Raw genomic sequence first — 12,884 nt, 5'->3', positions numbered from 1 at the left:
CCAACTAGCTAATGCGCCGCGGGTCCATCTGTAAGTGGTAGCCGAAGCCACCTTTTATGTCTGAACCATGCGGTTCAAACAACCATCCGGTATTAGCCCCGGTTTCCCGGAGTTATCCCAGTCTTACAGGCAGGTTACCCACGTGTTACTCACCCGTCCGCCGCTAACATCAGGGAGCAAGCTCCCATCTGTCCGCTCGACTTGCATGTATTAGGCACGCCGCCAGCGTTCGTCCTGAGCCAGGATCAAACTCTCCAATAAAGTAGTTTGACTGACTACGCACATCGCTGTGCGATTTATTTAAAACTTTGAATTAACAGGTACGTTTTGTCTTGTTTAGTTTTCAAAGATCATTACCGCTTGTTGAAGCAGCTTTATTATCTTACCACTCAGCTTCTTTTATGTCAACAACTTTTTTTAAGTTGTTTCCGAAGCTTTTTGTTGTTGTCTGCTGTCCATCAGCGACGTTTAATAATATACCATGCATCCGCTGAATTTAGCAAGTATTTTTTTCGTTTTTTTTGAAACGTATTTCGTTATATTCATCTCCGCCGCGGCATACGATGTAATCAAGCATGGACAAGATAAGGAGGCGTCATCAGTGAACCACTTCTACGTGTGGCACATCAGAAGGATAAAACAGCTGCTTATTATTATCATTGCCGCATTTGCAGCAGCCAGCTTTTTTTATATACAGAGAGCCGTCCCCCTTCCTGTATTTTTAACTGATAGCGGCCCGAAGGCTATTTCAAAAGGGGAGACGAAAGCGGGCGAAGTCGCATTAACATTCGATATCAGCTGGGGCGACGAAAAAGCGGTTCCGATTCTGAACGCGCTAAAAGCAAACGGTATTAAAAACGCCACTTTTTTTCTGTCAGCTTCTTGGGCGGAACGGCACCCGGACACAGTTGAACGTATGGTAAAAGACGGACATCAAATCGGCAGCATGGGATATGCGTATAAGAATTATACCAACCTAGAGGACAACGAAATAAAAAAAGATATACTTCGGGCCCAGACCGCATTTAAAAAGCTGGGTGTGAAGAATGTTCATTTACTCCGCCCGCCGACCGGACAATTTAATAAAAAGGTTCTTGCCATTGCACAGCAGTACCGCTATTCAGTGGTTCATTACAGCGTTAACTCGCAGGATTGGACAAATCCCGGTCCTGATAAAATCATTGAAAATGTAAACAGTCATATAAAAGGCGGCGACATTGTCCTGCTGCACGCCTCTGATTCAGCAACACAGACCGAAGAAGCGCTCCCCGCCATCATTCACAATTTAAAGCAAAAAGGACTGAAAAACGTGACAGTCGGCGACCTGATTGCAAATACTGACGTCAAGTCATCAGAAGTCAAATAACTACCTCTGGGCAAACTTCGGCAGCATTAACAGCTGAAACGCATTGCAGCCCATCAACGGAATCAGCATCAAATAAAGCCAGTCCTCATTATTCACTCTTAGCGCAGGAACCCATTCAAGCGCTGTAATAACGACCATTAAAAATAATGATGAAACGAACGTATTTTTTGAGGACTGCTTTTGTTTTATATACGCCGTCAGCAGGCCGACGGCAAGCAGAGCCAGCGGCAGCCAGACAAACCCCGCAATCGAGTCACCCCGCTCACCGAAAAACAAAAATCTGACGTACATTAAATCAAAAGCGACAAACAGAATGATAAACAGCTGAAGCAGATTCCAAAGCGAGTTTGATCTGAGAATTTCAAGGGCAAACCGGTGCACCGTCAGAAAGACGAAGAATCCCATCTGGCTGATCACACTGAAAATCATGCCTACCCCGATAAACCAGATCAGAACGGAGAAAATCTGACCGGCCTCAAAATTCAGAAAGAACCCCTTGTACTCCCCCCACTTCAGTGCAAATCCCACGACGCTTGTAATAAGAGCGCCCACAGCTAAAATCGAAAAGAAAAATCGAACAAGCCCGCGGCTTTTCATCTCTTATTCATCCCCCTGACAATCGCGTTCAGCGATATTTTGTTATGTATAAATCCATTCCGATGAATCATATTAAAAATAAGTACAAGTAAGGAAGGAGCTTATGCATGTCAAAAGCCAAAACGCTATTGATAAGCTGTTTTGTTGTATTATCTGTAACAGCTTGTGCTCCAAAAGACCAAGCAGCGGATATGGATTATGACCAGACTAAAAAAATGGTTGTTGATATATTAAAGACAGATGATGGAAAAAAAGCAATTAAGGAAATATTAAATGATGATGCGATGAATGAGGCATTGGTGATTGATCAAAATGCCATTAAAGGCACAATAGAGAAAACCCTCACCTCTAAAAAAGGGGCGGAGTTCTGGAAAACCATCTTTGAAGACTCAAAGTTCGCCGAGAGCTTTGCAAAAACGCTTCAGCCCGAGCACGAAAAAATCATAAAAAAATTGATGAAAGACCCTGATTATCAGAAAAGTTTTATGCAGATCATGCAGGACCCCGGCATGGATAAAAAATACTATGAGCTGGTGAAAAGCCAAAAGTTCCGCAGTTACTTAGAAGATGTAATTACAGAGACACTTTCCAGCCCGCTTTTCAAAAAGCAATTCGAGGATGAATTGAAAAAAGCGGCTTCAAGTTCTGAAAAAGAAAGCCAATAAAAGGCCGGGCCGTGTTGATCCCGGCCCCTTTTTTATTCAGCTGTTTTTTCAATGACTTTTTGGGCGATACCCATATAAATTTCCCCGATCGGATGACTTCTGTCATAGACAGAAGGCGCAAACTGGTCCTTGTCCCAATCAGGCTGTTTTAAAGGAATTCTGCCAAGCAGCGGCACCTGCAATTCCTCTGCAAGCTTATCTCCCCCGCCTTGACCGAACACATATTCTCTCTCGCCGGTTTTTGCACTTTCATAGTAAGCCATATTTTCAATGACCCCTACAACTTCATGATCGGTCTTAATCGCCATAGATCCCGCTCTCGCCGCTACAAATGCGGCTGTAGGGTGCGGCGTTGATACGATAATCTCTTTGCAGCTCGGAAGCATCGTGTGTACATCGAGCGCCACATCACCCGTGCCGGGCGGCAGGTCGAGAACGATATAGTCAACCTCTCCCCAGTCAACCTCATGGAAGAAGTTATTCAGCATCTTGCCCAGCATCGGCCCTCTCCACACAACCGGAGCGTTTTCTTCGACGAAAAAGCCCATCGACATAACCTTTACTCCAAATCTTTCGACAGGAAGCAGTTTTTCTCCTTCAACTGTCGGGCGAACTGTAATACCCATCATGTCCGGCACGCTGAATCCGTATATATCCGCGTCGATCAAGCCGACTTTTTTGCCGAGCCGCGCAAGAGAAATGGCCAGGTTGACGGAAACCGTTGATTTGCCGACACCGCCTTTTCCGCTTGCCACCGCAAGAAAGACCGGCGGATGTTTCCTATTCAGCAGGGTTTCGCTTTCAGCAGCAGGCCGGCTGAATTTCGCCAATGTTTCTTCCGGCAGCTCTTCAAACCGAAGTCCCACAGTTTCCGCACCCGCTTCTTTCAGAACGGATACGATTTCCTGCTGAATGCCCATCTGTTCAGCCGTCCCCGTTTTTGCCAATGCAATTTTTACACTGACATGCCGTTTTTCCGGCTTGACCTTTACTTCTTTAATGGCATCCAATTCTCCCAGCGGTCTATGAAGAAAAGGTTCGCGCATGTTTCCGACTATATTTCTTACTTCATCTTCTCTTATCATCGAACCCTCACCCTTTGTGTATTCGTTTACAAATGGTATTATAACATATATTTTAAACGTAGAATCGGCGAAAAACCCTCCTTACTCGGGAGGGTCTCCTTTTTCTGTAAAATATCTCAACACGCCCTTATACACGGAAGAAGCGATTTTGTCCTGGTATTGAGGCTGGCCGAGCCTTTTCGCTTCCGCGGGATTGGACAGAAATCCGATTTCCACCAGGGCGCCCGGTTTGGTTACATTCTGCATTAAGTAAATGCCGTGTATCCGTTTCGCCTTTCTCGTTGTATTCTCCAAATTGATTCTCAATTCGTCCTGTATATATTTTGCCACTTTTTCATTCTCTTCGTATTTTCCATAGTAGAAGCTTTGGGCGCCGCTCCATCTCGGTGACGGTATGGCGTTCAGATGAATGCTGATATAAAGCTCCGCCTCTGAACGGTTGATGATCTCCACGCGCTTTCTCAGATCTTCCGCTTTGCGTCTGCTGTAGCCTTTCGTCCCTTCAGGAGCTAAATCAGTATCCGTCTCCCGCGTCATAATGACCAAAGCTCCCTGCTCCTGCAAATAGTCTCTGACCCTGGAGGCCACTTCGAGAGTAATGTCCTTTTCAAGGTGACTGCCTCCCGTGGCGCCTCCGTCCGGCCCGCCGTGTCCCGGATCGAGATAGATGATTTTCCCGCTCAGCGGCAGGCTCCACGGCCGCCAGGAATCATCATTATGGAATTGAAACCGGAATAAACACAATAATATGATAAAGCCAAGTAAAAAACCGAGCCATTTCAGCTTTTTTGTCATAGCTTTCCCTCCCGCTTGTCCCCGTTATTAATAAGTATGGGACAAGGGAAGAAATTATGATTACCTCATGCGGAGCTTACATTGTTTTTCTCTTTGCAGAAATCCTTCCGTCCACCAGCTGTTGATAAACCGGCAGGACGCTTCATAGATTTCTTTTTGTTCAACGGAAGAATATTGCTCATGCGTCCAATTGCAAAGATATTCAAAAAAATCGGCCGTCAGTTCTTCCTCTTCTTCAGCCGAACGTGCGTTTGCCCTCTGCAAAGACTCACCATAATAGCCAAAGACGCCGAACCGGCCGCCTAATAAATACGCTTCAATTGCAAAATCTATGCATCCTTCACTCAGAATGCCGTTTTCGTCTTGAAGAAAGGGAAACAGAGGGGTGAGACATGCTTTTACGGACTGAATGATCTGCGTCAGTGACAGCTCCTTTAGTAAACTCTTCTCAAGCTCATAATCCTTCTGCCGTTTCACGTCTGAAAAAGATAATACTTCTGCCATTGCCAGCCACGCTCCTTTTTACTATTATTTTGAAAGGAAAAGGGAAAAAGCATGCTTTGTTGATAGTGGAAATCCTCCCAAATGAAGGAGTTTCATGTTAACTGGAAGAATAAAGAGCTGAGGTGACGTGATGAAAAAGCTGTTTCAATACAATTGGACGGTGCGTGACGAGTGGTTTATGATATGTGAAAAGCTGAGCCGGGAGGAACTGACGAAAACCCGGACTGGCGGAATGGAGAGCATCTTGCGGACTTTATTTCATATCATTGATGTCGAGATCAGCTGGGCTCGTGCCATTTTAGGTAAAGATGATGTTTTACCCGCTGAGTCTGACTATACGAGCATTCAGGATCTCAGAAAGCTGTCTGAACAGTATCGGGAGGATGTCATTCATGCGGTCTCCCGCAAAGGACCGGATCTTGTTAAGCCGGACTGGATGGACCAAACCTTTCCTAAAGAAGATATTCTCCGCCATATCCTTGCGCATGAGATTCACCATATGGGACAACTGTCGGTTTGGGCCAGAGAGATTGGAATAGAACCGGTTTCGGCTAATGTGATCAGCCGTCCGCAGGAAAAAGCCGCAAAAAAACAGCACCTCTGACGGGATGCCGTTTTTATATTTTAATGCTTCTTGTTACGGAGTATGTATTAATGTATTCATCCAGCACGAGGCCGCCTTTGTCCTCGTAAAAACCGGCAACCATAAAGCCTGCGTCAATCTGACCTTTAATTTGATCCTCCAGCGTATGGCCGAATTCAAGCGCTTCATGATTATCAATAAGTTCCTTTACCTTTTTCTTACTCAGATCTTTTTCATCCGAAAACGGAATGGAATACTTTACTTTTAGTACGCCTTCCTGCTCTAAATCCATATCAAATAAGAACACGACGGGATTTACAAAACCGGAGACTAAAGACCCGCCTTTTTTCAATACGCGATGAGCTTCTTTCCATACCGGAAGAACCGTATCAACAAAGCAATTCGATACCGGGTGCACGATAAAATCAAATGACTCATCATCAAAACAGCTCAGATCATTCATGCTGCCTTTGACAGTCCGAAGCGTAAGACCGTCCCGCTCGGCTACCATTCTGTCTTGCGCAAGCTGTTTTTCCGAATTGTCAAAGATGGTGACGTCCGCTCCTGCAGCAGCAAGGACCGGCCCTTGCTGTCCTCCTCCTGAAGCGAGACAAAGAACCTTCAGACCGTCTATGGGCGGAAACCAATCCGCCGGCACATCTTTTCCGGGGGTCATTCTGATGCTCCAATTGCCTTTTTTCGCTTCACCAATTGTATGAGAATCAACCGCAACCGTCCATTCATTGCCTGTTTCGACTTTTTTATCCCATGCCTTGCTGTTATGTATGACTAACTTATTCATTATAACTGCGCTCCTTATTGGTAATGAATAGAGTATAACAAACAATTCTAGAAAAACATCGGATAACCTCTTCGATATGAGAAAAAAATACAAAAAAACCACAACCAAGAAGTTGTGGTTTTTGCCATCCAAAACGATTAACGTTTTGAGAACTGAGGTGCACGACGAGCGCCTTTAAGACCGTATTTTTTACGTTCTTTCATACGGGCGTCACGAGTCAGAAGACCAGCACGTTTAAGTGTTGCGCGGTATTCTGGATCTGCTTCAAGCAAAGCACGAGCGATACCGTGACGGATTGCTCCAGCTTGACCAGATAAGCCGCCTCCATGTACGTTTACTAAAACATCATAAGTACCAGCTGTTTCAGTTAAAGCTAATGGTTGTTTGATATCTTCGATTAGAGCCGGAGATGGAATGTGCTCGCTGATTTCACGATTATTAACGACGATACGACCTTCTCCTGGAACTAAGCGCACACGCGCTACAGAACTTTTACGACGGCCAGTACCGTAATATTGAACCTGTGCCAAATTGGTAACCTCCTTTTTAATTAACCGCGAAGTTCGTAAACTTCAGGTTTTTGTGCTTCATGTGGATGCTCAGAACCACGGTATACGTTCAATTTCTTGAACATTTGACGACCTAGAGAACCTTTTGGAAGCATGCCTTTGATAGCAAGCTCAAGCATTTTCTCAGGGTAGTTTGTACGCATTTCAAGAGCTGTTCTTGATTTCAGACCGCCTGGGTGCATTGTGTGACGGTAGTAGATTTTATCAGTTAACTTTTTACCAGTTAACTCGATTTTTTCAGCGTTGATGATGATCACATGATCTCCAGTATCAACGTGCGGTGTGTAAGTCGGTTTGTGTTTCCCGCGAAGGATAGATGCAACTTCTGTAGAAAGACGTCCTAAAGTCTTGCCTGCTGCATCAACAACTAACCACTTGCGTTCAATAGTACTTGCGTTAGCCATAGGTGTTGTACGCATTTAATTCCCTCCTAAATGATCTGTCATTTTTTCATAAACTTCTGTTACGTTCTATTTCACAACACAATAAGTTCCGGGGCTTATCGTGGGGTTGAAATACATACCATATGATATCTTATAACTTTATGCAGACTCTGTCAAGAAAATGTTACACCTGGTTTAGTTGTCATAGCAAACGCTCCATAAATACAGCCCGTGCCCCGGTGCGGTGCGCCCCGCGGCTTCGCGATCCTTCGCTTCGAGCATTGCTTTTACATCATCGGGAGAAAATTTTCCAGCTCCTGTATCCAATAACGTTCCGGCAATGATTCTGACCATATTATAGAGAAAACCGTTTCCGGTGATCCGCATCTGCAGGCCGTCTCCGGTCTCAGTCCAATCCAGCTCGTAAATCGTTCTGACCTTATCCTGAACCGCGGTATCAGCCGCGCAAAAGCTTGTGAAATCATGTGTCCCGATGAGGTGCCTTGAAGCTTCCCTCATTTTCTGCACATTAAGCTGATATGCAAAATGGTAAGCGTAATGTCGTTTAAATACGTCCGGGTGTTTCTCCGTATATACAAAGTAGCGATATTCCTTTTGGACTGCGCTAAATCGTGCATGGAACCCATCATCCGCAATCTCTGCTGTTTTGACGGCAATATCATCAGGCAGCAGGGCATTGAGCGCAAACGGCCATTTCTCAGCCGGGATGGACAGCGGCGTATCAAAATGAATAACCTGCCCGGCAGCATGAACATCGCTGTCCGTGCGGCCGGATGAGATGACAGGCACCCTGCCGTCCGTTTTATGGATGACGGCCAGCGCTTTTTCCAATTCACTTTGAACGGTCCGCTTTCCAGGCTGAACCTGATATCCGTTAAATAAATGCCCGTCATAAGCAATGGTACATTTCACTCTCATTCAGCAGCACCTCTAACTTCTTAAGAAAAACAATAACACGGCTAATACGATGATGAGCAGAATGGCTCCGGTATCCTTTCCGGTCCAGACGAGCTTTCTGTATTTCGTTCTCCCCTCACCGCCCTGGTAGCCTCTCGCCTCCATGGCGACCGCAAGCTCTTCCGCGCGTTTAAAGGCGCTGACAAACAGCGGGACAAGCAACGGAACAACCGCTTTGATTCTGTCTTTCACCGGGCCGCTTGTAAAGTCCGCACCCCTCGCCATTTGCGCCTTCATGATTTTATCTGTCTCTTCCATCAATGTCGGGATAAATCGCAATGATATCGACATCATCAATGCGAGTTCGTGTACGGGCAGCTTCACCTTTTTAAAAGGATTCAAGAGCTGCTCCATTCCATCCGTTATTTCAATCGGCGTTGTTGTCAGCGTCAGCAGCGTTGTCATAAAGATAAGGTAAACGAAACGGAGGGAGATAAAAATCCCCTGTATAAGTCCGCCCTCATACACTTTAAACCAGCCAAGCTGAAAAATAACAGATCCTTCATGCGTCATGAAAATGTGTAATAAAAAGGTAAACGCCACAATCCAGATAATCGGCTTAAGCCCTTTCAGCAAAAAGCTGAACGGCACTCGTGTTAAGGCGATCACCCCGAATGTAAACAAACCGAGCAAAGCATACGTTTGTACGTTGTTTGCCAAAAAAACGATACATACAAAAAGAAAGATGCTGACAAGTTTTGTTCGCGGGTCCAATCGGTGAATAAGCGATGATCCGGGAACATACTTTCCGATAATCATGCTGTCCATCATTGGTCCTTTTCCTCCTGAAAGAAAGCCTTAATTTCGCTCGCGGCATCCTGCAGGGTCAGCATGGGTTTTTCATACTTAACTCCGAGAGCCTCCTCAAGCCGTCTCTGAAACTTCACCGACTCAGGAAGATCCAGTCCCATTTCGGCCATCTCTTCACCTTTTACAAACAAGTCACGCGGACTCCCCGTCGCTTTAATGGTGCCTTTGTGCATGACGATCATTTCGTCAGCATAGCGGGCGGCGTCCTCCATGCTGTGGGTGACGAGAACGGTAGTCAGGTTTCCCCGCTGATGAAGCGCATAGAACATGTCCATAATGTCCTGGCGCCCTCTCGGATCAAGACCGGCTGTCGGTTCATCCAAAACCAGCACTTCCGGCTCCATCGCGAGAACGCCGGCAATCGCCACTCTGCGCATCTGGCCGCCGCTGAGCTCAAACGGTGAACGATCCAAAATGTCTTCCGGAAGGCCCACAAGCCCCAGCATTTCTTTTGCTTTCCGTTCAGCGTCTTCTTTTTTTACACCGAAATTCATCGGTCCGAATGCGATGTCCTTCAGCACAGTCTCTTCAAACAGCTGATGTTCGGGAAATTGGAAAACGATTCCGACTTTTTTTCGCAGAGTCTTAAGGTCTTTATTCTTTTTACCGGCTGCCAGAATCGTGCTCCCGAGCTCAAGCTGTCCTTTAGTCGGTTTCAGCAAACCGTTTAAATGCTGCAGGAGCGTCGATTTGCCCGACCCTGTATGTCCGATGACGGCAACGTAGCTGCCCTCTTTTATCACGGCATTGATATCATACAGAGCAAGCCGTTCAAACGGTGTCTTCATTTGATAGCGGTGTTCTACATCTTTGATTTTAATGTCCACAGCTCATTCACCAGCCCTTCCTGAGTCAGATGGTTTTTCGTTAACGCCAGTCCGCTTTCTTTCAAAAGCAGGCTGAGCTGGAATGAGAAAGGCAAATCAAGACCGATGCGAACCAAGTCTTCATTTAATTTAAAAATCTCTTCAGGCGTGCCCTCTGCATATTTCCTGCCGCCGTTCATCACAATGATCCTATCCGCCCTTGCGGCTTCTTCCAGGTCATGTGTTATCGAAATGACGGTGGCCATGCCCTGATCTTTTAAGCGTCTGACAGTATCAAGGACTTCTTCTCTCCCAATCGGGTCAAGCATGGATGTCGCTTCATCCAAAATCATAATATCAGGACGCGCGGCAATAATTCCCGCGATCGCCACTCTTTGTTTTTGACCTCCGGAGAGATGGTGCGGCTCTTGATCAAGAAAATCCTGCATATTGACTTGTGTGACAGCCCAATCTACTCTCTCAATCATTTCTTCGCGCGGAACACCATTGTTTTCTAAACCAAAAGCCACATCATCGCGAACAGTCGTTCCGACAAATTGGTTATCGGGATTCTGAAAGACCATCCCTATTTTTTTTCGCACATCCCACACGGTATCCTCAGTCAGCTTGATGCCGCCGACTTCAATTTCTCCGGCCTCAGGCAAAATCAGCCCGTTCAGCGCTCTGGCCAAAGTCGACTTCCCTGAACCGTTGTGACCTACGATAGCAAGCCATTCTCCTTCATATACCTCCAGACTCACACCGTCCAGCGCCGGTCTTTCTGCATCTTTGCGGTAGCGGAATAGAATGTCTTTTACGGATATAAGCTGTTTTTGATCCACGGGCGCCTGACCTCCTCTCAGCTATAGCTCTGCTTTTCTGTCTCATGATAAAAAGTTCTGATATCTAAAAAAAGGGCATAGATCCAGTTAGAAACTGTCCCGCCCTTCTTTAGATACACAAAAATATGTGATTAAACCAATTCGATGATTGCCATTGGTGCACCGTCACCACGGCGAGGACCAAGCTTCATAATACGTGTGTATCCGCCTTGGCGCTCCTCGTAACGAGTTGCAATGTCAGAGAATAATTTTTGAAGTGCATCTTGGTTATTTTCTTCATTAGCAACCTCGTTGCGAATGTATGCAGCAGCTTGACGACGAGCATGCAAGTCACCGCGCTTACCAAGAGTGATCATCTTTTCAACAACAGAGCGAAGTTCTTTCGCACGTGTTTCAGTTGTTTCAATTCTTTCGTTGATGATCAAATCTGTTGTAAGATCACGAAGCATAGCTTTACGCTGTGAACTCGTACGTCCTAGTTTTCTGTATGACATGTGATGTCCCCTCCTTTAATGGAATGCTGTTTCTAATTAAAAAACACACGAAAATCCTAGTTCACATGGAAACTAGATCAATCGTCTTTGCGAAGGCCGAGTCCAAGTTCTTCAAGTTTCGCTTTCACTTCTTCAAGTGATTTGCGTCCCAGGTTGCGAACTTTCATCATATCTTCTTCCGTCTTGTTCGCAAGTTCTTGAACCGTGTTAATGCCCGCACGCTTCAAGCAGTTGTAAGAACGGACAGAAAGATCAAGTTCCTCAATCGTCATTTCAAGAACTTTTTCTTTTTGATCCTCTTCTTTTTCAACCATGATTTCAGCATGCTGAGCTTCGTCAGTTAAACCGACGAATATATTAAGGTGTTCAGTTAAAATCTTTGAACCGAGAGCAATTGCTTCCTTCGGTCCAGTGCTTCCGTCAGTCCAAACATCAAGTGTAAGTTTGTCATAGTTTGCAACCTGGCCTACACGAGTGTTTTCTACCTGATAAGATAAACGAGAAACTGGCGTAAAGATTGAATCGATCGGAATCACGCCGATTGGCTGATCGTCTCTTTTGTTCGAATCAGCAGGTGTATACCCACGTCCTCTTTGTGCAGTAAGGCGAACTCGGAAACTCGCATTCTCACCAAGAGTCGCGATATGAAGATCCGGATTAAGGATTTCAACATCGCTGTCGTGTGTAATATCAGCTGCTGTGACAGTTCCTTCGCCCTGTACATCAATTTCAAGCGTCTTCTCTTCATCAGAGTAGATTTTCAATGCAAGCTTTTTAATGTGCAAGATTATCGTTGTAACATCTTCCACAACGCCTTCGATTGTCGAGAATTCGTGCAGTACACCATCTATCTGGATCGATGTTACAGCGGCACCAGGGAGTGAGGATAAGAGGATACGACGTAAGGAGTTACCCAGAGTTGTACCATATCCACGCTCAAGCGGCTCTACGACAAACTTACCAAATTTGGCATCGTCGCTGATTTCAACCGTTTCGATTTTTGGTTTTTCAATCTCGATCATTACTTAAAACCCTCCTTCAAAACGTCGAAACCTCGAATAGAATCATATGAGATTCCATCCGAAATTCCCCATTGTTTAGTCCCGTATGTGCTCAGGCAACGAGTCGGTGCATTCGTTTCATAAATAACTGTATCATAACCCATTATTGACAGGGACACAAAATCTATACAAACAAATTACACGCGGCGACGTTTTGGTGGACGGCATCCATTATGAGGAACAGGAGTTACGTCTCTGATAGCTGTAACTTCAAGTCCGGCAGCTTGTAAAGCACGGATTGCAGCTTCACGGCCAGAACCTGGTCCTTTAACAGTTACTTCAAGAGTTTTAAGTCCGTGTTCGATTGAACCTTTAGCAGCTGTTTCAGCAGCCATTTGCGCAGCAAAAGGAGTCGATTTACGAGAACCTCTGAATCCTAGAGCTCCGGCACTTGACCAAGAAATAGCATTACCATGAGTATCAGTGATCGTAACGATCGTGTTGTTGAAAGTTGAACGAATATGAGCGATTCCTGACTCAATATTCTTTTTCACGCGACGTTTACGCGTGTTTTGTTTACGAGCAGCAGCCATTGTTTAGGTAC

17 protein-coding genes and 1 rRNA gene are annotated in these 12,884 nt (G+C 45.5%); 3 read left to right on the top strand and 15 right to left on the bottom strand.

What is annotated here, in order from left to right; translation table 11 throughout:
* Positions 1–261 (bottom strand): 16S ribosomal RNA (locus AC2CGA_RS18425); the annotation flags it as partial.
* A gap of 340 nt (positions 262–601) precedes the next feature.
* On the opposite strand from AC2CGA_RS18425, the gene pdaB reads away from it, so the two are divergent.
* The gene (gene pdaB, locus AC2CGA_RS18420; protein ID WP_015388776.1) at positions 602–1,366 is read left to right on the top strand and encodes a polysaccharide deacetylase family sporulation protein PdaB; all 765 of its coding nucleotides are present in this window, start codon (positions 602–604) and stop codon (positions 1,364–1,366) included.
* Here the strand turns inward: pdaB and kbaA are convergent, their stop codons facing one another.
* A complete protein-coding gene (gene kbaA, locus AC2CGA_RS18415) occupies positions 1,367–1,963 on the bottom strand; it encodes a KinB-signaling pathway activation protein (RefSeq protein WP_043866783.1) in 597 nt (198 codons plus the stop codon).
* A 107-nt stretch (positions 1,964–2,070) separates the two neighbouring features.
* Between kbaA and gerD the strand changes: the two genes are divergently transcribed.
* Positions 2,071–2,628, top strand: coding sequence for a spore germination lipoprotein GerD (gene gerD / locus AC2CGA_RS18410; RefSeq protein ID WP_007615280.1), 558 nt, complete (start codon positions 2,071–2,073; stop codon positions 2,626–2,628).
* A 32-nt stretch (positions 2,629–2,660) separates the two neighbouring features.
* Here the strand turns inward: gerD and AC2CGA_RS18405 are convergent, their stop codons facing one another.
* From AC2CGA_RS18405 to AC2CGA_RS18395, 3 genes are all read right to left on the bottom strand, one after another.
* Entirely contained in the window at positions 2,661–3,713 is a 1,053-nt protein-coding gene (locus AC2CGA_RS18405) for an Mrp/NBP35 family ATP-binding protein (RefSeq protein ID WP_003156567.1), read from the bottom strand.
* Positions 3,714–3,794: 81 nt separating this feature from the next.
* On the bottom strand, positions 3,795–4,508 hold the full coding sequence (cwlD, locus tag AC2CGA_RS18400) for an N-acetylmuramoyl-L-alanine amidase CwlD (RefSeq protein ID WP_003156566.1): 714 nt from the start codon (positions 4,506–4,508) through the stop codon (positions 3,795–3,797).
* 60 nt (positions 4,509–4,568) lie between these two features.
* Positions 4,569–5,012 carry a DUF2521 family protein gene (locus AC2CGA_RS18395; RefSeq protein WP_003156564.1) on the bottom strand — a complete coding sequence of 148 codons (444 nt, stop codon included), beginning with the start codon at positions 5,010–5,012 and terminating at the stop codon, positions 4,569–4,571.
* 130 nt (positions 5,013–5,142) lie between these two features.
* Between AC2CGA_RS18395 and AC2CGA_RS18390 the strand changes: the two genes are divergently transcribed.
* Positions 5,143–5,616, top strand: a complete 474-nt coding sequence (locus tag AC2CGA_RS18390) for a DinB family protein (RefSeq protein ID WP_014304222.1) — start codon at positions 5,143–5,145, stop codon at positions 5,614–5,616.
* A gap of 13 nt (positions 5,617–5,629) precedes the next feature.
* Here AC2CGA_RS18390 and AC2CGA_RS18385 read toward each other — a convergent pair whose 3' ends face one another.
* The 10 genes from AC2CGA_RS18385 to rpsK all read right to left on the bottom strand — a co-directional run bounded on the left by AC2CGA_RS18385 (position 5,630) and on the right by rpsK (position 12,873).
* The gene (locus AC2CGA_RS18385) at positions 5,630–6,397 is read right to left on the bottom strand and encodes a class I SAM-dependent methyltransferase (RefSeq protein ID WP_014304221.1); all 768 of its coding nucleotides are present in this window, start codon (positions 6,395–6,397) and stop codon (positions 5,630–5,632) included.
* 137 nt (positions 6,398–6,534) lie between these two features.
* A complete protein-coding gene (rpsI, locus tag AC2CGA_RS18380; protein ID WP_003156557.1) occupies positions 6,535–6,927 on the bottom strand; it encodes a 30S ribosomal protein S9 in 393 nt (130 codons plus the stop codon).
* Between the two features lie 20 nt (positions 6,928–6,947).
* Positions 6,948–7,385 (bottom strand): 50S ribosomal protein L13, encoded by a 438-nt coding sequence (gene rplM / locus AC2CGA_RS18375; protein WP_003156556.1) that lies wholly within the window; start codon positions 7,383–7,385, stop codon positions 6,948–6,950.
* Between the two features lie 159 nt (positions 7,386–7,544).
* On the bottom strand, positions 7,545–8,288 hold the full coding sequence (gene truA, locus AC2CGA_RS18370; RefSeq protein WP_015388779.1) for a tRNA pseudouridine(38-40) synthase TruA: 744 nt from the start codon (positions 8,286–8,288) through the stop codon (positions 7,545–7,547).
* A 12-nt stretch (positions 8,289–8,300) separates the two neighbouring features.
* Positions 8,301–9,098 (bottom strand): energy-coupling factor transporter transmembrane component T family protein, encoded by a 798-nt coding sequence (locus AC2CGA_RS18365; protein ID WP_014304219.1) that lies wholly within the window; start codon positions 9,096–9,098, stop codon positions 8,301–8,303.
* Positions 9,095–9,964 (bottom strand): energy-coupling factor ABC transporter ATP-binding protein, encoded by an 870-nt coding sequence (locus AC2CGA_RS18360; protein ID WP_003156552.1) that lies wholly within the window; start codon positions 9,962–9,964, stop codon positions 9,095–9,097. Before AC2CGA_RS18360 ends, AC2CGA_RS18365 begins: the two co-directional genes overlap by 4 nt.
* A complete protein-coding gene (locus tag AC2CGA_RS18355; protein ID WP_007615256.1) occupies positions 9,940–10,785 on the bottom strand; it encodes an energy-coupling factor ABC transporter ATP-binding protein in 846 nt (281 codons plus the stop codon). Before AC2CGA_RS18355 ends, AC2CGA_RS18360 begins: the two co-directional genes overlap by 25 nt.
* 131 nt (positions 10,786–10,916) lie before the next feature.
* Positions 10,917–11,279, bottom strand: coding sequence for a 50S ribosomal protein L17 (gene rplQ, locus AC2CGA_RS18350; RefSeq protein WP_003156550.1), 363 nt, complete (start codon positions 11,277–11,279; stop codon positions 10,917–10,919).
* Between the two features lie 77 nt (positions 11,280–11,356).
* The gene (locus AC2CGA_RS18345; protein ID WP_003156549.1) at positions 11,357–12,301 is read right to left on the bottom strand and encodes a DNA-directed RNA polymerase subunit alpha; all 945 of its coding nucleotides are present in this window, start codon (positions 12,299–12,301) and stop codon (positions 11,357–11,359) included.
* Positions 12,302–12,477: 176 nt separating this feature from the next.
* A complete protein-coding gene (gene rpsK, locus AC2CGA_RS18340; RefSeq protein ID WP_003156547.1) occupies positions 12,478–12,873 on the bottom strand; it encodes a 30S ribosomal protein S11 in 396 nt (131 codons plus the stop codon).
* Positions 12,874–12,884 lie beyond the last annotated feature (11 nt).

Source organism: Bacillus sp. SYZHCR11 (assembly GCF_057196865.1).
This window is presented reverse-complemented; position numbering and strand designations above follow the sequence as displayed.

Excerpts from the sequence above, each read along its gene's own strand:
- kbaA (WP_043866783.1), bottom strand. The coding sequence starts at position 1,963 with ATGAAAAGCCGCGGGCTTGTTCGATTTTTCTTTTCGATTTTAGCTGTG.
- gerD (WP_007615280.1), top strand. The coding sequence starts at position 2,071 with ATGTCAAAAGCCAAAACGCTATTGATAAGCTGTTTTGTTGTATTATCT.
- AC2CGA_RS18405 (WP_003156567.1), bottom strand. The coding sequence starts at position 3,713 with ATGATAAGAGAAGATGAAGTAAGAAATATAGTCGGAAACATGCGCGAA.
- cwlD (WP_003156566.1), bottom strand. The coding sequence starts at position 4,508 with ATGACAAAAAAGCTGAAATGGCTCGGTTTTTTACTTGGCTTTATCATA.
- AC2CGA_RS18395 (WP_003156564.1), bottom strand. The coding sequence starts at position 5,012 with ATGGCAGAAGTATTATCTTTTTCAGACGTGAAACGGCAGAAGGATTAT.
- AC2CGA_RS18390 (WP_014304222.1), top strand. The coding sequence starts at position 5,143 with ATGAAAAAGCTGTTTCAATACAATTGGACGGTGCGTGACGAGTGGTTT.
- AC2CGA_RS18385 (WP_014304221.1), bottom strand. The coding sequence starts at position 6,397 with ATGAATAAGTTAGTCATACATAACAGCAAGGCATGGGATAAAAAAGTC.
- rplM (WP_003156556.1), bottom strand. The coding sequence starts at position 7,385 with ATGCGTACAACACCTATGGCTAACGCAAGTACTATTGAACGCAAGTGG.
- truA (WP_015388779.1), bottom strand. The coding sequence starts at position 8,288 with ATGAGAGTGAAATGTACCATTGCTTATGACGGGCATTTATTTAACGGA.
- AC2CGA_RS18365 (WP_014304219.1), bottom strand. The coding sequence starts at position 9,098 with ATGATGGACAGCATGATTATCGGAAAGTATGTTCCCGGATCATCGCTT.
- rplQ (WP_003156550.1), bottom strand. The coding sequence starts at position 11,279 with ATGTCATACAGAAAACTAGGACGTACGAGTTCACAGCGTAAAGCTATG.
- AC2CGA_RS18345 (WP_003156549.1), bottom strand. The coding sequence starts at position 12,301 with ATGATCGAGATTGAAAAACCAAAAATCGAAACGGTTGAAATCAGCGAC.
- rpsK (WP_003156547.1), bottom strand. The coding sequence starts at position 12,873 with ATGGCTGCTGCTCGTAAACAAAACACGCGTAAACGTCGCGTGAAAAAG.